The organism is Enterobacter soli ATCC BAA-2102 (assembly GCF_001654845.1).
GTDB classification, from domain to species: domain Bacteria; phylum Pseudomonadota; class Gammaproteobacteria; order Enterobacterales; family Enterobacteriaceae; genus Enterobacter; species Enterobacter soli.
The window spans coordinates 73695-94210 of record NZ_LXES01000048.1; the positions used below are offsets into that span (position 1 = coordinate 73695).

Genomic DNA, 20516 nt, shown 5'->3' on the forward strand with positions numbered 1-20516 from the left:
ACGTGGGGTAAATATGAGTTCATATAATTTCAAGAATTTAGTTTTCGAAGGCGGCGGCGTCAAAGGTATTGCCTATATTGGCGCACTGGAAACGCTGGATGATCTCAAAATTCTACAGAACATTGAAAGAGTCGGCGGCACTTCAGCCGGGGCAATTAATGCCATTCTGGTTGGATTAAATTTTACGAAAGAGGAAACAAAAGATATTTTGTGGTCCCTCGACTTTCATAAGTTTATGGATGACTCCTGGGGGATTGTCAGAGATACCGAGCGCCTGCTGCATGAATATGGCTGGTATAAGGGCGACTATTTTCGTAAGTGGATTGGTCAACTGATCAAAGAAAAAACCGGAAACAGTGAGGCTACCTTTGCTGATGTTGAAGCAATGAAGGGGAAGTATAACTTTAAATCGCTGTTTTTCATGGGAACAAACCTGTCCACATCATTTTCAGAAGTGTTTTCTGCAGAGCACACCCCTCGAACCTGTATCGCCGACGCAGTGCGCATTTCAATGTCAATTCCGCTGTTTTTTGCAGTAAAAAGAAACTACAGAAATGATGTGTATGTTGATGGTGGGGTGTTGGATAACTATCCCATTAAATTATTCGACAGAAAAAAATATATTAACTCTGATAACTTCAGTATTCCAGATTACTACAAACGAATAAATGCTAACTACCCGAATATCGAGCGGCCAATTTCCGATTACGTCTATAACAAGGAGACGCTTGGATTTAGACTGGATACGGCAAATGAAATCTCGATGTTCAGAGATCATGCTGAGCCCGTTCATCACGAAATTAATAATTTCTTTGATTATAGCTGGGCATTGATTAATACATTGCTGGAGGCCCAGCAAAGCCAGCATCTTCACAGTGATGACTGGATGCGAACCATTTATATCGATACGCTTGGCGTCAAAACAACCGACTTTGATTTGACTGATACCAAAAAGAAAGAACTCGTCGCGTCAGGAGAAAAATGCTCTCAGGATTATTTTAAATGGTTTAACAACAAGTCAGCAAAAGCCAATAAATAACCGTTATTCGGAGAACACCATGCCACTTACCTCCACACTGAAAAAGGGATCTCAGGATCCTTATGTTATCGACGTCCAGCATCAGCTTATTGCTTTGGGGTTTCCCCTCCCCCGTTTTGGTGCTGATGGCGTATTAGGTGACGAAACGCTGACTGCCTACGGTGCCTTTTTAATCTCGCAGGGGCTACGAGCCCCAACTGATGAGCTACCGAAGTCCATCACCCCAAGCGGTACCGCTGCGCTTGAATCGGCGTTTAATGCTTTGTCAAAAGAAACAGGGGGCGGGGACGTTATCGACGAGCGGAATAATCACCCTCATGCTGGCCGTTCGGTGTCTAAACCCTATCGAAAATGGTCTGACGTTACCGCGATTGTGTTACATCAAACTGCCGCCAGCTTTGGTGAAAAAGCGGCAGACTGGCATGACGTTCATGCTCATTTGGGCGTGACCCGGAACGGGAAAATTATTCAGCTCTACTCCCTGACGGAGATTTGCAACCATGCGAATGGCCTCAACAGCAGAAGTGTTGGAATAGAGATTGACGGCTGGTACGCGGGCATTGAAGGGAAACCCAACACGCTCTGGCAGCCCAATAAAAAAAATCCAACCCGAACGCCGATGAATCTGCCTACCGTTCAGGCTGATGCCGTTAAGAAGGCGATCACATTGATAATAGGCTACGTGGCCGCTAATAACGGCAAAATCACGCATATCCACCCCCACCGCCAGGCCAGCGACGAGCGGCAGTCCGACCCGGGATCGTTGATCTGGCAGACATTGGGAATATGGGCCCAGGAGACGCTTAATCTTTCAGACGGTGGTGCTAATTTTAAAGTGGGTACGGGGTTAACTATCCCGAAAGAGTGGGATGCCCGATATGTGAATAACAAATACTAGCTGTCGCAAAACCTGACGTGTCATTAGTTTACGACCACGTGAGAGGAGTAAATTACAGGCATAAAAAAACCGCCTTGCGGGGCGGTTTAACGACACTGCTTATTGCTTTGATTATTCTGCTTTTTCCCATGGTAGCCGGAGTGGGACTTGAACCCACACAGCGCGAACGCCGAGGGATTTTAAAAACTATCAGAGAGTCTTAAAAATCATAACGTTATGATAAATAAGACTCTCTTTTCTGGTAATCGCTAGTAATTACAGGTAATCGCTGCTCTCCTGCTGCCACTATTAGAGAGCCAAATTAAGCTGATCCCTCCCATAATGCGAAGCAGGGAAAGCATCGCGGGGTATGAAATCAGGCGGTAACTGCGCAGTACCTGCGCGCTGGGTTACTTCCCTTTCCACACTGTTAAGCGTTGTGAACGACCGGCTACACTCCAGATTCTGACACTGGTGGTATTGCCGATAGATGGTGTGCTCTTCATTGAGGTGACGGCTGGTACGGGTGCGGGCCATAGCGCCGCAAAATGGACATCTGAACATAATGATGGCTCCCCTGTGGGAGTTGAACTCCATTTCATTTTATTCAGTTTCCGCTATCCAGTCAGGTATTTTTGCTTCCAGTTCCAGCCGGGTGGTAAAGCCGCTGTCGTCAATCACGTGCTCAGCACGCGCAATGATCCAGTCCTGATTGTCTATTTCATCCTTGAAGCCGCTAACCGTGACGTGCATTTCGGGGTATAGCTCAGCGCGGCCACGCGCCAGGGTGATCGAAAACTCTGCCGCGCCACGCTGAAGCTGTTGCCACTTAGCCGCCGCCGCGCGTTTTGCCGCTTCTTCATTCTGGTAGGTCTTGCGCAGCACATAAACGTTACCGTCTGCGCCCTCCATGTAATCGCCCTCACGGCTGCTGCTCTTATCTTTTTTGGGCTTTGCAGGCTTGCGGCGCTTAACGCTGACCTTTTTCTTTTTGCCAAAATTGAGATCCAGCCAGTAAGCCCGGACGCCGGTATACGCATCCCGATCGGCAATACGAAAGCGGTGACGGTCGCCGCTTGTGCGGTCAATGCTGGCAGAGGGTAGCGCCTTCCCTTCAGCAGTAACACCGCCGCCAGGCAGGATAAACAGCAGATTGCCGTTCTTGACGGTGGCAATTGCGCCCAGCATTTCCGCCATGCGGGTAAGGAATGACATATCGCTCTCCTGCGTCTGGTCGGCGTGATCAATCTCAATATCCATGAGCATTTCACTGATCTGCGCCTTCAGTCCGTAGCGGTGCGCAATGGCCGACACAACGCGCTCAACGGTCACGTCATGCCATGAGACTTCACGTTTTACGTTAAACTCTTCACGAAAATCAGCACTGCGGGCAGTAATGCCAATCGTGTCTGCCGGGCCTTCATGGGACACCTCATCAACAGTGTACAGCCCCTTGTAGATCAGCGGCTCACCCAGCCAGCCAATTGATACGGCAAGCTCAGCCCCGCGCGGCGGCAGGGCAACCATACCGTCACTGTCATCAATGGAAATGGACAGCTGATCGGCATCAAATCCCCTGTTGTCCGTCAGTGAAAACGACATGATCCGGTCATCAAGCTGCGTCAGCACCTTGCCACCCATCGTAATGCTGAATCCCGGACTTTTTACCGTCTCGGTCAGTGAATCGTTATAGCTGCTGACGGCATCGCTAAGTGATTTTGTCAGGTCTGTAAGTGCCATGCTTCCCCCCTTATTCCGGCGAAGGATCCCACGCGCGCGGGAGAGACTAAATCGGTTTTTGTTGTCACCGTCCGGCCAGACCCGCAATAGCGTGAGTGGCGTTCAGACATGAGGGATTATCACTGCGAACTCAATAACGTAATGGTGGCTAACATGTCAGAGACACGTTTCCACGGTGTACGCGTCCGGGAAAATACCGACCTGGTAACGGCCATCAATGACATTGAATCCAGTGTCATTGGGGTCATTGCCGTGGCGGATGATGCCGACGCGGAAACCTTTCCCCTGAATACCCCCGTGTTGCTGACACGGGTTAACAGCGTGCTGGGTAAGGCGGGTAAAACCGGCTCCCTGTACAAAACGCTTAAAGCCATCGCTGACCAGACCAGCCCGAAGGTCATCGTTGTGCGCGTGGCAGCAGCGACCGAAGAAGAAGGCGGTAAAACGCAGTCGCAGCTCATCATGGGTGGCACGGCAGAAGACGGTAGCTATACCGGCATGTACGCGCTTCTGACGGCTGAACAGAAGGTGGGTTATCGCCCGCGCATTCTGGCCGTGCCGGATTACGACACGGAAGAAGTGACCTCTGCGCTGTGCGTCATTGCGCAGAATCTGCGTGCGTTTGTTTATGCCAGTTGCTACGGCTGCACGACGATGGCAGAAGCTATCGCCTACCGCGCAACCTTCGCCTATCGTGAGCTAATGCTTATCTGGCCTGACTTCATCGCCTACAACCCGCAGACCGGAGAAAATGAAGTCTTCCCGGCTCCGGCGTATGCCTGCGGCCTGCGTGCGTTGATTGACAACAATCAGGGCTGGCACAAATCGCTTTCCAACGTGTCGGTCAAGAACGTGCTGGGCATTTCGCAGGATGTTTTCTGGTCTCTACAGGCCGAAGACAGCGACGCGAACGAACTCAACAACAAGGAGATCACGACGCTCATCAAGCGTAACGGTTTCCGGTTCTGGGGCAACCGTGTTACGGACACCAAAGATTATATCTTTGAGGTTTATACCCGTACGGCACAGATTCTGGCTGACAGTATCGCTGAGGCGCAATTTGAATCAGTGGACGAACCGTTAACCCCGGCCAACGTTAAGGACGTGGTCAGCGGTATCAGCGGCAAACTCAATTCGCTGGTGACACAGGGGCGGCTGATCGGTGCGGAATGCTGGTTTGATATCCTGGATAACCCGACACCCGGTCTCCGTCAGGGTCAGGTACGCATTCGCTATAAATATACGCCGGTTCCGCCAATGGAAGATCTGACGCTCTACCAGACCTTCACGGATGAGTATTTCGAGTCGGCGTTCTCTTCGCTGGGAGGTGCATAAATGGCGGTTCCTCACAAACTGCGCCTGTTCACCTGCTTTGTGAACGGCAGCAACTGCATCGGTAAAGTCTCTTCTGTGACGCTGCCAAAACTGACCCGTAAAACTGAAGACTTTCAGGGTGGCGGGATGATTGGCTCTGCTGCGGTGGATCTCGGTCTGGACAGTGGCGCACTGGACACCACGATGGTGGTTGGTGGTCTGGTTCAGTCGCTTTTGCTGAACTACTGCGGCGATATCGACGAAACCCGCTTCCGCTTCGCTGGTGAATATTACACCGATGGTGAAAGTCTGCTGGTTGAGGTCGAGCTGCGCGGCCGCATCACCGAAATGGACGGCGGTGAAAGCAAGCAGGGAGAAGATACCTCTGTCAGCTACACGATGAAGAATACCTATTACAGGCTCAGCATCGACGACAAGCCGCTGTTTGAGTTTGATCTGCTGAACTTCATCTACAAGAAAGATGGCAAAAACATCTACCCTGACCGCATCACGTCTGCGCTGGGAATGGGGTAACTGATTAACCTGATAAGTGGCGGCGCACCCGCGCCGCCCGGAGCATTCAAGAATGAGCAAGAAAACCGATAACGCCATTACGCTGGCAAAACCCGTTATTCGCGGCGATGAGAAGATCACTCAGGTAACGATTACGGATGAGATCAGACAGGCTGGCTCCCTGCGCGGGCTGAAGCTGGTCAACGTGATGAATATGGATGTGGATTCGGTGGCGGTGCTGCTGACCCGCGTCACGTCACCACGCCTCAAACAGTCCGAAATCAACGAAATGGACACGCGCGATTTTGTCAGCCTGTCTGAAGCGCTCGTCCCTTTTTTGACACCTGCGGGGTCTGGAGCGTCGAGCGAGGCGGAGACGGAGAATCAGTAACACTCCTGCGGTTCGACCTGATCGACGATCTGGTTGCTGATATCGCGGTAGTTTTCAACTGGCCGCCCTCTGAAGTCTTCACGATGGAGCTGGGCGAAGTCATAGCCTGGCGTGAGCGGGCGGCTGTCCGAAGTGGAGCCAGTGACAGTGAAAAGCCTTAATATCCGGGTTGCGTTCAGCGCGATCGATAAACTTACCCGCCCGGTCAATGCCGCCCGCCAGAGTGCGGGCGGTTTGTCTGAATCCCTCAAAAAAACGCAGTCCAGCATTAAAGACCTGGACAGTCAGTCCCGCACGTTCAACCGCCTGCGTGACAGCGTGCAAAAGACCTCCCGCAAAATCGACGACGCCAGCCGGGCGCTTGAAGGTCTTAATCAGGCGCAGCGGGAAGGTACACAACTTACAGACAAGCAAAAAGCCCATATGGCAGCGCTGGCCGCAAAGCTGGAACGCCTCAACTCTGCACGCACGCAGGAAATGGTTAAGCTGCGCGCTGCATCACAGGCGCTGCGCAGCCACGGTGTTTCGCTGGTCGGCAGCGATCGCACCATTCAGAGTGCCATACGCCGAACAGAACAGTACAACCAGACGCTTGAGCGGGAACGGCGACAGCTTGCTGCGGTCACGCAGGCACGTGCGCGCTATGACCGGATGCAGCAAACGGCGAGCAAACTTCGCGGTGGTGGCACAATGGCCGTTGCCGGGGCCACTGCTGCCGGTTACGTAGCGGGGCGTTTCTTATCCCCTGCCGTTGGGTTTGACCGGGAAATGTCCCGCGTGCAGGCGCTGACCCGTATAGATAAAAGCTCAGCAGACTTTTCGGCACTCCGCGATCAGGCCAAAAAGCTGGGCGCTGAAACGCAGTTCACCACGACGGACGCTGCCAGCGGTCAGGCGTTTCTCGCTATGGCCGGTTTCACTCCGAAGGCTATTCAGGCCGCACTGCCTGGCGTGCTCAATATGGCACTGGCCGGTGGCATGGATTTAGGTGAAAGCGCCGATATCAGCTCAAACATCCTGTCTCAGTTCCGCCTCGATCCCAAAGAAATGGATCGCGTCAGTGACGTATTAACCGGCGCATTCACCCGCACCAACACCGATCTGCAAAATATCGGTGAGGCGATGAAATACGCCGGGACAGGTCTTTCCAGTCTGGGCGTCAGCGTCGAGCAGACCACGGCCATGATCGGCGTGATGGCTAACGTGGGCTTGCGCGGGAGTATCGCGGGTACAGGTTTGCAGGCCGCGTTTTCACGCCTTGCCGCACCAACCGGCAGGGCCAAGACTGCGCTTAAAGAGCTGGGCGTAGACGTTGCTGACGCCACGGGGAAAATGCGCCCTGCTGAAGAAGTTCTCACTGAACTCTATAAAAAGATCAGTAAATACGGGGATACCGATAAGCTCTCATTCTTCAAAGATATTGCCGGTGAAGAGGCGTCAAAGTCATTGCAGGCACTGGTTATGTCAGCCGGGAGCGGAGAACTCCAGAAGTTACTGGAGGCACTGAAAAACGCCAAAGGTGAGGCGCAGAAAGCCGCCAAAATAATGGCGGATAACCTTGATGGCGATCTCAAGAATCTGGACAGCGCCTGGGAAGGCTTCCGCATCCAGATTAACGATCTCGTCGATAATCAGCTGCGCGCCCTGACTCAGGGACTGAGTGACGTTGTGGGGAATATGACGCAGTGGGCGAAAGAAAATCCGAAGCTCGCCCAGTCCCTGCTGATTGTCGGCGGTAGCGTTCTGGCACTGACCGCCGCCATAGGCGGCACATCGCTGGCGATCGGCCTGCTGATGGGGCCGCTGGCTAAACTCCAGTTAGGTTTTACCCTGCTGACGGGGGGCAGAGGCATAACCGGAACGATTTCCGCTCTGCGCACACTCGGCACAGCTTCCGGCCCGGCAATGGCAAGCGTGCGCGGATGGGGGCCAGTTCTCGGCTCGTTAGCAGGGAAAATGCGTGGAGTTTCAACCATCATACCCGCTATGCGCGGCGCGCTGATGGGGGCATTTCTTGCACCTGGTGCCGTGCTGGGTGCACTGACTAAAAACATCGGGATGCTCGCCTTTCGCCTGACAGGTTTACCGGTCATATGGAGCATGATCACTGTGGCGGTGTCGATGCTGGGTACAGCACTGTCGCTGCTGTTTAGTCCGATTGGCCTGGTAGTGGCAGCGTTTGTTGCTGCCGGAGTGCTCATCTGGCGGTATTGGGAGCCTCTTAAAGCATTTTTTGCAGGTGTCTTCACCGGCATCATGGAAAGACTCGCTCCATTACGCGAGACCTTCGCGCAGTTCAGCCCCATCTTTGACGCGATAGGCAGCGCTGTCAGCCAGGTCTTTAACTGGTTCAAATCTCTGCTTTCCCCAATGGAGTCCAGCAAGGAAACACTGGATAAATGCGCCAGCGCCGGTGAGGTATTCGGCAACGTTCTGGGCGGTGCACTCCAGCTTGTCCTGGCTCCCGCAAAAATGCTGCTGGATACATTAGCCTGGATCCTTGAAAAGCTCGGCGTTCTGCCAGATGAGGCCGAAAAAGCCAGGAAGAAGATCGAAGACGCACAGCGCATGGCCGTTCTTCAGGACAAGGTCGCCCTTCTTCAGGGAGATATCGCTAAGGTTGCGCCGAAAAAAGTTGAGGTGAATAACGTTCCGCCCGGAGCACCGCAACCCTCATCACCTCTGACCGGTGATAACGGCACTATGCGCAGGTTGCAGAGTATCGACAGCAACACCAAAGCGACAGCCGACAACACGAAGAAAATCGGCCCCGGCGATATCGTGTTTAAAAACCTGCCCCGTGCGCTGGCCGTTCGTGGGGAGTGGAAGGAATCGCAGCTTGCCAGCACGGTCAGGAACAACGGGTTAAGCGCACATCCCGCAGTGGTGGCAGCATCGCTTCCCGTTAAACAGGCTGAACTTCTCCCAGTCAGCCGTAGCGCCAGCAATATACCTGTTACCACAGGCGGCTTTACGGGCGAAATCCACGTACATCTGCATGGCGTTGACCGGCAGGACGCGCGCGAAATTGGCCGGATTGCCGCCGACGCCGTCAGTGCCGAACTCGCCCGCCGTGAACGGCTAAACCGTGGCAGCTTCAAAGACAGAGATTAAGGGGACGCAACATTATGATGATGATATACGGGATGTTCGTTTTTGAACTGAAAACGCTGCCTTACCAGCAGCTACGCCATTCGCTTAACTGGCGGCACGTAAAAAATGACCGCATCAACCGATCGGCAAAATGGCAGTACATCGGCGCGGGGGAAACGCAGATCAACCTTGATGGGGTGCTTTACCCTGAAATTACGGGCGGCGACGTGTCTCTTACCGTTCTGGCAACGCAGGCATATACCGGGCGTCCCTGGCCTTTAATCAGCGGCGCGGGACAGATTTACGGAATGTATGTACTGACAGGGCTACAGGCCACGCACACAGAGTTCGACCGATACGGTAAGGCAAAAAAAATAGAATTTTCGATAAGCTTCCAGCGCTGTGATGAAGACCTGCGCGAACGCCTGCAAGCCTCGTCAGTTGGTGATCTGCTTTCAGGTCTGAAGGATAAAGCCACCTCTGCCTATAACTCGGCAAGTAGCACGCTGTCAGGCCTGTTCTGACGGCAACCACATAAAACTAAAGCGGGCATTTGCCCGCTTCTTCTCCTGGCGGCACTGCCAAAACCGATAGTGCTGAAGCACCGTTAAAAATGACCATGCTCGATACATATGTCCGGCACGGTAAGAATCGACAGTTCGTGCCAGAATGAAAACTTATTCCGGCTTATCCGGCCAGATGATATCCGGCGCATTGCTGGCTATAACACGGTTCAACAACACGCGGTATTTTTTCCACGCGAGCAAAAGCTGTTTTTCTTCATCAGTTTCCAGCCCCAAATCGAATGCATCCTGTAGGGGAAGTATTCTGGCGTTAGCCTCCTTCATCAGCACCGTTCGCGTTTCTTCTGCCTGCGCAACTAACTCTTCGGCGGTGGGCTCCGGTGGGTCAGTTAAAACCGGGGTGCCCGCCAAATTTGCGGCGATCACTTTTCCCGTTGATTGTCCCTCCAGCAGAGAAAAATATAATTCTTCACTTATTTCCACTGCATCAGCCGGAATGGATTCGTTAACCTCATCGCAATAGAACCCCAGTTCCGCTTTCGAAAAATAATAATTCATCGTTTATCGTCCTAATAACCAACTGCAAACCAGCATAACTGGCGGTCTGTTGCGGCAGTATTTGACAGGGAATATTGTGAAGCCGATTTAATAAATCCCGTCATTGAGTTTTCGCCAGCCGTTCGCTCGATGTTGTTTGATACCGTCAGCGATGCGCAACCAGTCGGAAACGAAACCGGGAAACTGAATGTCCGCGTGGTTGCCCCGCTAACGCTCTCAATCCCCCACTGAAATATCATTCCCGTGTTGGAATCTTTAAACCATCCGCGCGACCCTCTCGATGCGGTATTGACCTTCTGGAAGGTGCTGTTAGCCAGCGTCTTGGTATAAAATCGGTTGTCGAAGTTGGTGAAATCACCCGGCTTAATCTGGCCTTTTGCTTCCAGATGTCCGCCACGGGTATCGACAAAGACCGTGACCCCTTCACTCCCGGTGAGGGTGCAATAAAATCCAATACCGTTCCATGATTTCAGCATCAGGTTATTACTGGAAAAACCTACGTTATCCTCGCCCTGATAAATCCCCGTGCTGTTCCTGATTTTTACGCCTTCCGAGAACGTAACTTCTTTCTGGTAAGTGCCACCCTTTGACGCTGAAACGGCATCGACTTCATCGGCTGTGGGCGGGTTATTTGAATCGTAGAGCTTAATCCATCCCTGCCACTCGCCGTTCATTTTTGTGCGGTGGCGCAATGGCTCATCGGGGCGACCTGCGCGCCAGCCAATCTGACGGCCAGTATTCTGGTTGTACTGACAATGAATCAGCTCAGAGACCTGATTCGCGACCGGGCCATGAATACCCTCGGCACTCAAATTGAAAAAGCCGTTGTAATTGATGTTATTGGCATCAGACACGTTAACACCGGCAATAGCACCGAGACCAAAATCACCTACCCGTAAAACTCGCCCGGCAGTGGTGTCTGTGCTGGAGGTGGTTGCATCTTTAGTGGCCGCTGTACCCGCATCATCCAGATTTGAGGTTTTCAGGCTGATATCGGACGCACCATCAAAAGACACTCCGGCAATTTTCCGCGCGGTGGCAAGCTTCCTGGCCGCTTCGGCAGTACCCTTTACTGGCAGCGCCCCCACATCGTCAGCCGTGGGCTTATATCCCTCATGGTAAACAGCCTTGTCGTCATACTTCAGCTCGCCTGTGTGCTTCAGTTGCAGAAACTTATTAGACGCACCGTTAGCGATATACACATCTGAGTTGCCCACCCCAAAAGACACGTTGCCAATCGTGGTTTTGATTCCAAACCCGCCCGTCAGCCAGCCGCCCGCAAGCGGTAAACGGGTATTCGCATTATCATTGGCCGCTTTCGCGTTATCGTTGGCCGTTTTTACGGCTTTTGGTGTTGCAGCCAGCACCTCAGAGGTGCTGTCGGTTGCGCTACTGAGCTGAACAATGCCTTTCTGCGCTGTGGTAGCGTCCTGAGCCGTGTATTTCGCTTTTGCAAGATCATATGCCACCTTGACTGCTTTCGGCGTCGCTGCGAGCACCTCAGAGGTGCTGTCGGTCGCATTGCTTAACTGAGTGAAACCCTTTGCGGTAAGCGAAGCGTCGGGATGGCGACGGGACTGCTCATGCTCCGCGAGCTTATCATCGACATAATCCTGCGTTGCCATCACCGTTGTGGTGTCAATCGTCAGCTCGACCGACTCGATGTCGCTTACCATGATGACCATACGCACGGTTTGCGCACGGCCTGACCCCTCCGCCAGCGCGGGCTTGTAGCTTTCGGCCATATTGCCGACCGCTATCAGCGTGCCGGTATCATCATAAAGCCCCATTTCACGCATCCAGAAACCACCGGTCTCAGGAGGGATAACCAGCTCCGCCACGACATAGTTTTTGTTTTTATTGTCCTGGCTGATTTTGTTCAGCGTATTACGCCAGACTTCCCTGACCAGCTTCGTCTGATTCGGATCAGGCGTCGGCAGCGCACCCCCACCATCACCCACCGCCATCAAGGTGAGGTTAACCTTTTTCCCGTTCGGAATGGTGGCCGCCGCCAGTTTAATCGCACCCGCTTTGGTGATAACTGTTTTGAATTTCACTGCCATTATGTTCTCACTTATCCCGGGTAAACCGTGATGATATCGCCGTCATAGGTCAGGGCACCGGTGTAAAGGTATCCGGGAATGTCCTGAATAATATTAAGTCCGATCAGATGGCGGCTGGCAGGCTTTGCATCTGCAATAAGCCGCTCCATTTCGTAATACATTTCCTCTGTGATACCAGACTCTAATACACCGATATCAAGGCGAAATGTGCCGGGTGGATCGTTGGTTTCCCACCATTCTGTAACATTGATGATGTATCCGAGCGGTTCCACAACACGGCGTAATGCGCCGATGGTGCCTTTGTGTCGGTGAATCAGCCAGGCGTCACGAATAGATTGCCGTTTGGTCTGCTCCGGCCAGTCCTTATCCCACCGGTCGACTGAAAGCGCCCATGCCAGATAGGGAAGAAGGCTCACCGGGCAGGTATCAGCGTTCCACAAGGTGCGAAGCATCACCGGAATATCAGTAATCTTCTCCGTCACCTTCTCCGCGTTTCGCATGAAATCACTTGCCGATGGAGGCAGCAGGCTGTTACTCATCGGTTCCCCCTTTGCTGATAGCGAAGGACGTGCAGCGCGCCGACTGCGTATCATCAATCACAAGATCGCTGGCAGGCTCCTGCAACTCCACCCGCTGCACACCCTGAACATGCAAAGCAGCCATGATGGCCGAGCGGGCGACATCGCGGCCAATCTTGCCCTGCTGACTAAGCCATGACTGAAGGGCATTTTGCGCAGCGGTAAGGATCGGCTCAGACTCAGGGCCGGGATAAAAATAAAGCTGCGCCCTGATTTGATAATCAATAATTGCAGCACTTTGTACCGTAAGCCTGTCGCCGACTGGCCGTATGTTTTCGTCATTGAGGGCATTTCTGACGCTACTCAATAATTCTGCCGATGCCGTACCGTCACCTTCTGTGGAAAGCACAGAAACGATCACGACAGCGGGCGACGGGCTGGTTGCTCTCGCGTCCGCCACTTTTCCGCTGACGCTTTTTGCAAAATATTCATATGCCCCGGTAGGCCCGGCCACGCTCAGGCCTTCGAATGCAGCTTGAGCGCGCAGGCGCAGCGCGGTATCACTTTCGGTTTCCGCGTCAGCCGTTGTCGTTTCCGGGGTGATGATCAGACGTTCGGTATTCAGATTGGCCGCGAGGTTATCAAGATCGGTCGATACGGCATGACTCAGCATACATGCCGCTGCGCCCTCATTGATGCGCTGGCGAAGCGTCATTTCACGGTAGGCAACCACCTGGGCGATCACGTTCAGCGGTTCGGATTCCAGCTCCAGCGCGGCGGCAACAGACGTCTGCTGTTCCTGCGGGAAGGCCGCAAGCATGACAGCTTTGACCTCGCTGAGAATGACCTCAAAGTCCAGAACTTCGATAATTTGCGGCTGCGGTAGCTGCGATAAATCAACTGTTGCCATTGCTGCCACTCCTGAGCGTCAGCGCGGTGCCTGCCGTCTGCATGGTTTCGGTGATAATGCCGACCAGTTCAGCGGTAACAGCGCCACTCTTTGAAAAACTGATATTGATGCCGTTCAGGGCAATACGCGGTTCCCACATTGTCAGGGCAATCACCGCCGCACTCATACATTGCAGGCGCGTCACTTCGTTCTGTGGTTCATCCAGCAGATCGGGGATCATGCTGCCGTAATCCCGTCGCATCACCCGGCTTGCCAGTGGCGTGGTCAGTATGTCGCGTACAGAATTCCACAGCTGATCGGTATCGGTAATCAGCCCCGTGTCGTCCGGGTTCATGCCGGTATAACGAACAGTCATAGCGGTGCCCCTGTAGTGCCGCCGCTGTCACCAGGGTGTTTGTGCGTATGCAGGACTTTGCCGTTAGACGAAAGAGACCCGCCAGAATGGGTAACATTGCCCTTCATTGTGCCGCCTTCCGTCAGTTCAAACGTCCGCGCTTTCAGATGATCGGTGCATTCCACCACCGGCGTATCAAGCGTGACGCTGGCAGAGGCTTTGATATGTGCAGTTTTCATGCCCTGTGCTTCCAGCTCGCTGGCTTCAGCGTCATAGCGAAAAGAGGCACCGTCTGGCGCTGTCAGCACAATCTCTTTCAGGCTGCTGCCCGGTGCTGGATGATCGTTGCTGTAGAGACTGCCGATAATGACCGCCGTTTCAGGATTGCCACCAATACAGCCCAGCCAGACCTGTTCACCGACTGAAGGCGGCACCCAGATACTGAATGCCCCTGCGCGCGTGGTATTCCAGCGCAGCCAGTCGGTCTGAAGTTCGCCGCTTTGCACGCGCACGCACCAGCGCTCTTCATCAACGGCAATAACGACGCCTACACGGAGGATATTTTCCAGCAGGCGGATCAGTTCAGCATTCATCGTGCGGCACTCCCCAGACTGTTAACCACCTGTTCCGTAATCATCTGCTCATCGCCAACGGTAAAGCCCAGCAACTCACGCACCGGATATTTAGCAAAAGCACCCGGCCCAACCTGATCACGCTGGCCGTACTGGTGTACACGTGCAATGCGTGCCGCCACGCCGTCATAACCCACGGAAGCGCCTCCTGCATCAGCGCGCATTTTGAGAAAGCGATAGCCACGCAGACGCTGAAACATTGGCACCTTCTTAGTGGTATTGCGGCGCACTGAGCGAGTATTGATCTCGATGTAGCGTTCGATATCGCTGCGGTAAAACGTGCGAATATCATTTCTCTCTTCGTCAAAGCCGGTAATGGTGCGCCCGTATTTTCCCCGGCCACCGTGCCAGTTTTTAAGGCGACGGATCTCACCCTGCCAGACAAAAACAATACCCTGCTGAGAGCGCAGCACCCGACGACGGCGGGCAGGATATGGCGAGCCTTCAGGGCTTTGCTGCGCTTTGATGCGCTGTTGCTGGCTCTTTCGTAGTGCCTGACCAACGGCGCGGGCGGTGCGAACACGCCCGGCCTGCGAGGTGCCCGCCAGTATGTCGCTGAAGACCTGATCCAGTTCACGGAAGAGATCGTGACTCATGCGCGTCAGCCCCCCACGTCATATCCTCAAAGATGGCGCTCCAGTCGCCGTCCGCTGACGGAATACGCGGTCTTGGTTCCGGCAAATGCTCAGCGCGGGGAATGCCGTTTTCATCCAGAGAGACCTTCACGCGTTCGAGCAGCGGCATTTCGAACAGAATGTCGGCGGTATCGTCGTTGTTAATGAGGGTCGTAAATTTAATGTCCCGGTTCTTCTCCGGGTTCAGCAGCAGATTGGGCTGGTTGTGCCAGATCCATGCCATTAACGGCAGCGTGAAATCATCAATATCACCGGCGAAACTCATCACAAACAGCACCAGGGTATAGCGGTACATAAACGACGGCGTTTCGCCGGTCGTTTCGATGTTCCCTTCTTCCACAAAAACGGTGAAGGCTTCGGGATTGGCCCTGCACCATTTGTTTGCGCTGGTCAGAGTCTCGCGGAGTGAGTCAGCTTTTAGCATGGCGTTACCTCTGTGATGGAGTCGCTATTGAATCGTATGCGGCTTCACAAGCCAGCCCTCTGGCTCTTGCCTCATCAGCCTCTCTTGCCAGCTCTCCCGCTCGCTCGTCAGCGCGGCGGAACAGGTCGGCGAGCAATACGGCTCCGCTGGGTTCTGCCTCGCCTCTACCGGGAGTACCGGCACCGCAGGCGTGCTCACGTTCTGCCAGTTGCCCGGCGAGTTTATCGGCCCTGTCGTGCAGCCCACGAGAAGCAGCACGGGCACGATCGGCATCAGCCTTGACGCCAGCAAGCTGCTGGCTGGCTTGCTTTCTGATTTCATCTACTTCACCCTGTCGGCGTTGTTCTTCTTCCCTGGCTTCTGCCTGCCGCTTAGCCAGTGCCGTGGCATCGTCAGCATCACGCTGCTTCCATTTCAGCGCCCACTCTGCGCTGGCATCACTGTACCCGGCTGTATAACGCTGATGGCTGAACCACCAGACAGCCAGACCACAGAGCCCCGCGATCAGCACAGATTTCCAGCGGGACAGTAGCCAGCTCATGACAGAAACAGTGACCGCTCAGCGGCACGGCGCTTAACCAGACCGTTGAGAACCTTACCGCCCGCTTTGTTCCACTTCGGAAACTCATCCGCTGCGCCCGTATAATCCCCGGCATTCAGTTTTTTCAGCAGCGTGGATCCCGCCAGAGCGTTAACGCCCAGGTTGTAGGCAAAATCAACGAGAGCATCAAACTGGTTTTGATTAACAGCGACCTTCACCAGACCTGTAACGCCTTTTTCATACTGCACCACACCGCTGCTCAGCAGGTTGTCGGCGGTTGCCTGAGTGATGGTCATACCCTTACCGACCGGCACGCCGTTGACGGGTTGCGTCCAGCCATAGCCAATAGTCCAGACACCTGCTGCATCCTGATAGGCGGTAAGCTCACAGCCCTCAAAGCGTTTCAGCAGGGCCAGTCCGTTTTTACTCATTTCCACTTTTTGCCCCTCCGATACGGGTTTCAATAAAGCCGGTCACTTTGTTGCGTACCTTGTCAGCACCCATGAATCCTATTGACGCCCCAACGAAGGTAACGGCATTGGATGGCAGGCCCAGATACTCAAGCGATCCGGCAACTGCCAGCGTGACAATCCCGCAGACCAGTGAACCGGTGGCGGTTTTCAGCATTGACTGGCCGTCATACAGACTCATCAGCGCCGATATGCTCAACGCTGCACCTGCCGCGTAGAGCGTCGGCAGATATGTAGCAATCCATTTCATTGTTTGTTCCAGCATCCCCGTAGCTACGTCGCTCATGGCAACCTCTCAACCCCAAAGCTGCACCATCTCCCGCTGCGCTTTGCTCGCGATTTCCGGCAGTTCTATCTCCTGACCGGCTTCAAGAAAAACCTGCTGGCTCAGCCCGGGATTGGCGGATAACACTTTTTCGGTCACACCCTGCGTGGTGCCGTAGTGACGCCAGCAAAGCAAATCCACCGTATCCCCCTGCAATGCCTTCACTTTCATCAGCAAAGCTCCGCATAGAGGCGCGGCGTGTCGCGAATGTCGGCAATACTCCAGCGGGCATCCCGCCAGAGATCATCCCGTTGCAGGTCAAGCGCTGCAGCGTCTTTGTCGCCTTTCGCCGTGGTATCGACATCGCGATAGCCTTCAAGTACCAGCGCCCTGGCAATCGAGTAAACTGCGCGGCGGAAACGGTACACCTTCACGTTTTCACCGTTGATCATCAGCTTTTCCGACTCACCTGATGGCAGGACTGAAGGCACATCTTCCAGCGTGTGAAAGCCTGCTTTGACCTGACCGGTACGCCAGTCCAGCAACTGCGCAGTGACATGGGCTACCGCCTCCGTAGTGACGTGCATCAGTCTGGACGTTGTGATACCACCTGTGATGCGCGCGGCCAGACGGAGATCGGCCAGTTTAATCACCGGCCAGAAATCCCCGGCGCTGACAGTGGCATCACCATCATCAACATCGGTGGTGTCACTGTCGGCAGACAACACGCGCTTATTTGCCACAAGGCTGCTCATGCACTTATCTCCCATAAATCAGGCGGTGGGCGGATGGTTAAAAGACCGTCAACGGGCAGATATCCATCCGCGCCGCCTGTCGGACGGGGCCGAAGTCGTTAATTCTTTTTCTGGCTGGCAGGCTTACGCTTTGTCGCTTTACCCGTTGCCGCCCTGGTCGCGGTTTTACGCGACGTTGTTTTGGGCGCAGCACTGACAGTGGCGCTCTTTTCAGGAGCAGGATCAGCAATACCGTCAGTTTTATCGGTGCTGGCCGCATCGCCTTCACCCGTACCGCCATCCGCAGACAGCTTCTTAACTTCACGGGCAAGCGTGGCGATCTCTTTTTTCACCCCGGCATTAGGGTTACGCGTCAGCGCTTCACGGAAGAGTGCCAGCGCTTCCGCTTTGGCTGTGATATCGGTGGCACCACGACGGGCAAGCGCACGGGCTTTGCATAATTTGGCGCGCACCACATCCGGCATATCACTGTCGGCGACAATCTCCGCCACTTCGTCAAGCACTGCGACACCAGCTGATAAATCAGCGTCGGCATCAGCGGCTGCGAGCGTCAACAGTGGTTTGCTCATTTCTTCGGTCAGGAAGGTTGCTGCCGTGCGGTTGAAGTTATCCGGCAGCGTCAGCCCGTGGCGCACCACATAACGCCCCAGCCTCATCGCAAGCGCATAATCACGGCAGTCAATCGCCCAGACCATCAGCCGGGTAATGACTTCATCCTGCCGCCCACTGTCGCCGTCGAGCGTACCTTCAATCCATCCCTCGTATTCAGGCAGCATGGATTTTTTCATTTCGGCTTTGGTTTCTTCGGACTGCACGCCACTCAGGCGGGACAAGTCCATACGCAGGCGATGCAGAATTTGCTCATGCGCGGTACGCTGGATATCGGATTCTTCATCCGCCTGGCCCCGGCGTTCTGCCATGACCTTCTGAAAATGTCGTTGTGCCGGTGTTAGCATCGTCACTTCTCCCCGTCATGGCGGGGCAATGCCCCGCCGCTTCTGTCACTCGCCTACCTGTTCGGCCTGGGCGAACTGAATGCCGTCAATGAACGCAACATTGCCGTAGTCTTCAATGACGAAGTCATCGTTCGAAGACTGATACGTTGCGATACGGTTGTATTGCGGCTCTTCCTTGATCGTCCGGCGCAGACCGCCACGCTGGTAGTAAACCGACAGGTTTTTGAACGGAGTGATCAGCACGCCATTCACCGGGAAGTAAGGCGCGATGAAGGTCGGCATGTTGCCTACACGTTCCTGTGCAACAATCAGCTGACCGGCCAGCATTTCGGTATTCGGGTTGGTCTGGCTTAAGGCGTTGATGGCCGAGAAATTGCTGCTCGTCAGCAGGTCGCCCGCCAGAATCACCACGTTATCCGGGTTACGCTTGTGCCATTCATCCATCAGGCTGTTTTTGGCGTCATACACCGCAGCGCCAATGTTGCCGTAAGTGCCCTTAGCAACAATCTTGTTATCCTCATCGCGCGAGGTGATCGTCACATTGGAAATGACGCGGTGCGGCGCTTCCTGACGGATTTTTTCGAGCCAGCCAATGCCACAGTCCTGCAACAGCGGGTTGGCGGCACGGTCAGACGGGTCGCTGTACTTCACGCCGTTAAAACCAATCATGATGCGGTCAAGCGACATCTGGCGGGCCATTGCCTTGCTGATCAGCGGCTGGAACTCCGGCATGTGCGCCCACGCATCAAGCTGTTCATAGCTGATGCCGTAGTCATAGTTGACCTTGCGGCACATGTAGTCGAACGGCTCCATTGAATGATTAGAGCCTGGGTTACGACGGCTGGTGACGCCGTTGTTTACGCCAGCCATCGGGCCTTTGCTGCCGATCAGGACTTTCTGGCCGATCTGCTGGTTGACGCCAAACACGTTAATTTTGCTCAGGAAAGAATCATCCTGCTGTGCAGCCTGCTCAAGACGCTGCTGACGCGTCGGATCAACAGCGAATTTTGCAGCAATCGCGGCGGTGGAAACGCCGTTGAGCTGTGCCTGCCGGGCGACGTACTGATCAAACAGCTGGCGGGTAGTGTTTTCCATATTCTTTGCTCTCGTTGTGGATATCAGTATTCAGCAAGCTGCGCGTTTGTGCCGCCGCTCGCGGGTTCCCGCTGGCTGAAGTTGGCGTCAGTGGTTCCCAGCTTGCTGGTCAGCGTGGCAAGTTCAGAGGTCAGCTTCTGGATGGCCTGGCTGTCCTGTTCGCGGGCGCGGCTCAGGTCGTTAAAACTGTCCAGCAGATCGGCATGGGACTGAGCGACATTCTCCACAGCGTCACGCACCTGACTGAACTGTTCGCCGTCCGATTTACGGCCTTTACCGATAATCCCCATGACACGCCCGAACCACTGTTTACCTTCATCGCTGCGCTGCTCAGCCAGTTCGATAATTTCTGCCTCAATGGCATCGGTAAACAACGGGGCTTCACCCTGCTGATTGTTGAAGGACATAACCTGCTGACGCTGCTGCGCGGCAAACTTCAGGCGCTCGGTGCCGAGGCTCGCCGGGGTATCGGTCATCGCCAGCCCCATCACATACGCCTTACCGTTAAGCGCAAACTGCGGGTGCAGCTCAATGCTGGAGTAAATTTTCTTACCTTCTTCCGTCAGCTTCTTCATGCGCTCAGAAGGTTCAATCTCGGCGTAAAGCGCAGTGCGTCCGGCGAGCGGGCCTTCGCTGATATCTTCAGCACTCAGTGCCGTCACATCCCCCATCGCGCCGAAATCACTGCCGGGGAACGGCGAAAGATAGTGCTCCACGTTGACGCGTGCGCCGTACACGTCCTGGCTGTAGTTTGCTGCTGCATCACGAAGGTGCTCAGGGCGAATTTCACGCCCGTCAACGGTGGCACCGGAGACAGCAACGCGGAATTTCTTACGGGCTGGTTTAGCTGCGCTAGCCATGTCGATAAT

At 54.4% G+C, this 20516-nt stretch carries 26 protein-coding genes; 8 read left to right on the forward strand and 18 right to left on the reverse strand.

Translation table 11 applies throughout. The features are described from left to right. Window positions 1-13 precede the first annotated feature (13 nt). Window positions 14-1039: a patatin-like phospholipase family protein gene (locus M987_RS19120; RefSeq protein ID WP_014070746.1), complete on the forward strand. Its 1026-nt coding sequence runs from the start codon at window positions 14-16 to the stop codon at window positions 1037-1039. A gap of 19 nt (window positions 1040-1058) precedes the next feature. Then, window positions 1059-1937: an N-acetylmuramoyl-L-alanine amidase gene (locus M987_RS19125; protein WP_014070747.1), complete on the forward strand. Its 879-nt coding sequence runs from the start codon at window positions 1059-1061 to the stop codon at window positions 1935-1937. A gap of 288 nt (window positions 1938-2225) precedes the next feature. Here the strand turns inward: M987_RS19125 and M987_RS24155 are convergent, their stop codons facing one another. Then, complete coding sequence (locus M987_RS24155; RefSeq protein WP_014072459.1) at window positions 2226-2480, reverse strand: ogr/Delta-like zinc finger family protein; 255 nt, start codon at window positions 2478-2480, stop codon at window positions 2226-2228. A gap of 39 nt (window positions 2481-2519) precedes the next feature. Next, a complete protein-coding gene (locus M987_RS19130) occupies window positions 2520-3656 on the reverse strand; it encodes a phage late control D family protein (protein ID WP_014072460.1) in 1137 nt (378 codons plus the stop codon). Between the two features lie 153 nt (window positions 3657-3809). Here M987_RS19130 and M987_RS19135 point away from each other — a divergent pair, with 153 nt between their 5' ends. The 6 genes from M987_RS19135 to M987_RS19155 are packed head-to-tail and all read left to right on the forward strand — an operon-like array spanning window position 3810 to window position 9491. After that, window positions 3810-4991: a phage tail sheath subtilisin-like domain-containing protein gene (locus tag M987_RS19135; protein ID WP_041162341.1), complete on the forward strand. Its 1182-nt coding sequence runs from the start codon at window positions 3810-3812 to the stop codon at window positions 4989-4991. Next, on the forward strand, window positions 4992-5504 hold the full coding sequence (locus M987_RS19140; RefSeq protein WP_014072462.1) for a phage major tail tube protein: 513 nt from the start codon (window positions 4992-4994) through the stop codon (window positions 5502-5504). 52 nt (window positions 5505-5556) lie between these two features. Beyond that, window positions 5557-5874 carry a phage tail assembly protein gene (locus tag M987_RS19145; protein WP_014072463.1) on the forward strand — a complete coding sequence of 106 codons (318 nt, stop codon included), beginning with the start codon at window positions 5557-5559 and terminating at the stop codon, window positions 5872-5874. 5 nt (window positions 5875-5879) lie between these two features. After that, window positions 5880-6035, forward strand: coding sequence for a GpE family phage tail protein (locus M987_RS24160; protein WP_032424037.1), 156 nt, complete (start codon window positions 5880-5882; stop codon window positions 6033-6035). Beyond that, window positions 6022-8988, forward strand: coding sequence for a phage tail tape measure protein (locus M987_RS19150; protein ID WP_014072464.1), 2967 nt, complete (start codon window positions 6022-6024; stop codon window positions 8986-8988). Before M987_RS24160 ends, M987_RS19150 begins: the two co-directional genes overlap by 14 nt. A gap of 14 nt (window positions 8989-9002) precedes the next feature. Beyond that, window positions 9003-9491 (forward strand): phage tail protein, encoded by a 489-nt coding sequence (locus M987_RS19155; RefSeq protein WP_014072465.1) that lies wholly within the window; start codon window positions 9003-9005, stop codon window positions 9489-9491. A 153-nt stretch (window positions 9492-9644) separates the two neighbouring features. Here M987_RS19155 and M987_RS19160 read toward each other — a convergent pair whose 3' ends face one another. The 16 genes from M987_RS19160 to M987_RS19235 form a co-directional block, all read right to left on the reverse strand. After that, window positions 9645-10049, reverse strand: a complete 405-nt coding sequence (locus M987_RS19160) for a tail fiber assembly protein (RefSeq protein WP_014072466.1) — start codon at window positions 10047-10049, stop codon at window positions 9645-9647. Window positions 10050-10060: 11 nt separating this feature from the next. After that, window positions 10061-12112, reverse strand: a complete 2052-nt coding sequence (locus M987_RS19165; protein WP_064555893.1) for a phage tail protein — start codon at window positions 12110-12112, stop codon at window positions 10061-10063. A gap of 11 nt (window positions 12113-12123) precedes the next feature. After that, window positions 12124-12651: a phage tail protein I gene (locus M987_RS19170; RefSeq protein ID WP_014072468.1), complete on the reverse strand. Its 528-nt coding sequence runs from the start codon at window positions 12649-12651 to the stop codon at window positions 12124-12126. After that, complete coding sequence (locus M987_RS19175) at window positions 12644-13540, reverse strand: baseplate assembly protein (protein WP_014072469.1); 897 nt, start codon at window positions 13538-13540, stop codon at window positions 12644-12646. Before M987_RS19175 ends, M987_RS19170 begins: the two co-directional genes overlap by 8 nt. Next, window positions 13527-13895, reverse strand: a complete 369-nt coding sequence (locus M987_RS19180; protein ID WP_014072470.1) for a GPW/gp25 family protein — start codon at window positions 13893-13895, stop codon at window positions 13527-13529. The genes M987_RS19175 and M987_RS19180 overlap by 14 nt, the downstream gene beginning before the upstream one ends. Next, complete coding sequence (locus M987_RS19185) at window positions 13892-14467, reverse strand: phage baseplate assembly protein V (protein ID WP_014072471.1); 576 nt, start codon at window positions 14465-14467, stop codon at window positions 13892-13894. The genes M987_RS19180 and M987_RS19185 overlap by 4 nt, the downstream gene beginning before the upstream one ends. Further along, on the reverse strand, window positions 14464-15102 hold the full coding sequence (locus M987_RS19190; RefSeq protein ID WP_014072472.1) for a phage virion morphogenesis protein: 639 nt from the start codon (window positions 15100-15102) through the stop codon (window positions 14464-14466). The genes M987_RS19185 and M987_RS19190 overlap by 4 nt, the downstream gene beginning before the upstream one ends. Continuing rightward, entirely contained in the window at window positions 15080-15565 is a 486-nt protein-coding gene (locus M987_RS19195; protein WP_014072473.1) for a phage tail protein, read from the reverse strand. Before M987_RS19195 ends, M987_RS19190 begins: the two co-directional genes overlap by 23 nt. 4 nt (window positions 15566-15569) lie before the next feature. Continuing rightward, window positions 15570-16106: a DUF2514 family protein gene (locus M987_RS19200; protein ID WP_014072474.1), complete on the reverse strand. Its 537-nt coding sequence runs from the start codon at window positions 16104-16106 to the stop codon at window positions 15570-15572. Further along, window positions 16103-16543 (reverse strand): lysozyme, encoded by a 441-nt coding sequence (locus M987_RS19205; RefSeq protein ID WP_014072475.1) that lies wholly within the window; start codon window positions 16541-16543, stop codon window positions 16103-16105. The genes M987_RS19200 and M987_RS19205 overlap by 4 nt, the downstream gene beginning before the upstream one ends. Continuing rightward, on the reverse strand, window positions 16530-16862 hold the full coding sequence (locus M987_RS19210; protein WP_014072476.1) for a phage holin, lambda family: 333 nt from the start codon (window positions 16860-16862) through the stop codon (window positions 16530-16532). The genes M987_RS19205 and M987_RS19210 overlap by 14 nt, the downstream gene beginning before the upstream one ends. Before the next feature lie 9 nt (window positions 16863-16871). Further along, window positions 16872-17072, reverse strand: a complete 201-nt coding sequence (locus M987_RS19215) for a tail protein X (protein ID WP_014072477.1) — start codon at window positions 17070-17072, stop codon at window positions 16872-16874. After that, window positions 17072-17596, reverse strand: a complete 525-nt coding sequence (locus M987_RS19220; protein WP_014072478.1) for a head completion/stabilization protein — start codon at window positions 17594-17596, stop codon at window positions 17072-17074. Before M987_RS19220 ends, M987_RS19215 begins: the two co-directional genes overlap by 1 nt. Window positions 17597-17694: 98 nt before the next feature. Beyond that, the gene (gene gpM, locus M987_RS19225; RefSeq protein WP_014072479.1) at window positions 17695-18552 is read right to left on the reverse strand and encodes a phage terminase small subunit; all 858 of its coding nucleotides are present in this window, start codon (window positions 18550-18552) and stop codon (window positions 17695-17697) included. Window positions 18553-18597: 45 nt separating this feature from the next. Then, window positions 18598-19647, reverse strand: a complete 1050-nt coding sequence (locus M987_RS19230; protein WP_014072480.1) for a phage major capsid protein, P2 family — start codon at window positions 19645-19647, stop codon at window positions 18598-18600. A 23-nt stretch (window positions 19648-19670) separates the two neighbouring features. After that, entirely contained in the window at window positions 19671-20507 is an 837-nt protein-coding gene (locus M987_RS19235) for a GPO family capsid scaffolding protein (RefSeq protein WP_014072481.1), read from the reverse strand. Window positions 20508-20516 lie beyond the last annotated feature (9 nt).

Excerpts from the sequence above, each read along its gene's own strand:
- M987_RS19120 (WP_014070746.1), top strand. The coding sequence starts at position 14 with ATGAGTTCATATAATTTCAAGAATTTAGTTTTCGAAGGCGGCGGCGTC.
- M987_RS19125 (WP_014070747.1), top strand. The coding sequence starts at position 1,059 with ATGCCACTTACCTCCACACTGAAAAAGGGATCTCAGGATCCTTATGTT.
- M987_RS24155 (WP_014072459.1), bottom strand. The coding sequence starts at position 2,480 with ATGTTCAGATGTCCATTTTGCGGCGCTATGGCCCGCACCCGTACCAGC.
- M987_RS19130 (WP_014072460.1), bottom strand. The coding sequence starts at position 3,656 with ATGGCACTTACAGACCTGACAAAATCACTTAGCGATGCCGTCAGCAGC.
- M987_RS19135 (WP_041162341.1), top strand. The coding sequence starts at position 3,810 with ATGTCAGAGACACGTTTCCACGGTGTACGCGTCCGGGAAAATACCGAC.
- M987_RS19140 (WP_014072462.1), top strand. The coding sequence starts at position 4,992 with ATGGCGGTTCCTCACAAACTGCGCCTGTTCACCTGCTTTGTGAACGGC.
- M987_RS19145 (WP_014072463.1), top strand. The coding sequence starts at position 5,557 with ATGAGCAAGAAAACCGATAACGCCATTACGCTGGCAAAACCCGTTATT.
- M987_RS19155 (WP_014072465.1), top strand. The coding sequence starts at position 9,003 with ATGATGATGATATACGGGATGTTCGTTTTTGAACTGAAAACGCTGCCT.
- M987_RS19160 (WP_014072466.1), bottom strand. The coding sequence starts at position 10,049 with ATGAATTATTATTTTTCGAAAGCGGAACTGGGGTTCTATTGCGATGAG.
- M987_RS19165 (WP_064555893.1), bottom strand. The coding sequence starts at position 12,112 with ATGGCAGTGAAATTCAAAACAGTTATCACCAAAGCGGGTGCGATTAAA.
- M987_RS19170 (WP_014072468.1), bottom strand. The coding sequence starts at position 12,651 with ATGAGTAACAGCCTGCTGCCTCCATCGGCAAGTGATTTCATGCGAAAC.
- M987_RS19175 (WP_014072469.1), bottom strand. The coding sequence starts at position 13,540 with ATGGCAACAGTTGATTTATCGCAGCTACCGCAGCCGCAAATTATCGAA.
- M987_RS19180 (WP_014072470.1), bottom strand. The coding sequence starts at position 13,895 with ATGACTGTTCGTTATACCGGCATGAACCCGGACGACACGGGGCTGATT.
- M987_RS19185 (WP_014072471.1), bottom strand. The coding sequence starts at position 14,467 with ATGAATGCTGAACTGATCCGCCTGCTGGAAAATATCCTCCGTGTAGGC.
- M987_RS19190 (WP_014072472.1), bottom strand. The coding sequence starts at position 15,102 with ATGAGTCACGATCTCTTCCGTGAACTGGATCAGGTCTTCAGCGACATA.
- M987_RS19195 (WP_014072473.1), bottom strand. The coding sequence starts at position 15,565 with ATGCTAAAAGCTGACTCACTCCGCGAGACTCTGACCAGCGCAAACAAA.
- M987_RS19200 (WP_014072474.1), bottom strand. The coding sequence starts at position 16,106 with ATGAGCTGGCTACTGTCCCGCTGGAAATCTGTGCTGATCGCGGGGCTC.
- M987_RS19210 (WP_014072476.1), bottom strand. The coding sequence starts at position 16,862 with ATGAGCGACGTAGCTACGGGGATGCTGGAACAAACAATGAAATGGATT.
- M987_RS19215 (WP_014072477.1), bottom strand. The coding sequence starts at position 17,072 with ATGAAAGTGAAGGCATTGCAGGGGGATACGGTGGATTTGCTTTGCTGG.
- M987_RS19220 (WP_014072478.1), bottom strand. The coding sequence starts at position 17,596 with ATGAGCAGCCTTGTGGCAAATAAGCGCGTGTTGTCTGCCGACAGTGAC.
- gpM (WP_014072479.1), bottom strand. The coding sequence starts at position 18,552 with ATGCTAACACCGGCACAACGACATTTTCAGAAGGTCATGGCAGAACGC.
- M987_RS19230 (WP_014072480.1), bottom strand. The coding sequence starts at position 19,647 with ATGGAAAACACTACCCGCCAGCTGTTTGATCAGTACGTCGCCCGGCAG.
- M987_RS19235 (WP_014072481.1), bottom strand. The coding sequence starts at position 20,507 with ATGGCTAGCGCAGCTAAACCAGCCCGTAAGAAATTCCGCGTTGCTGTC.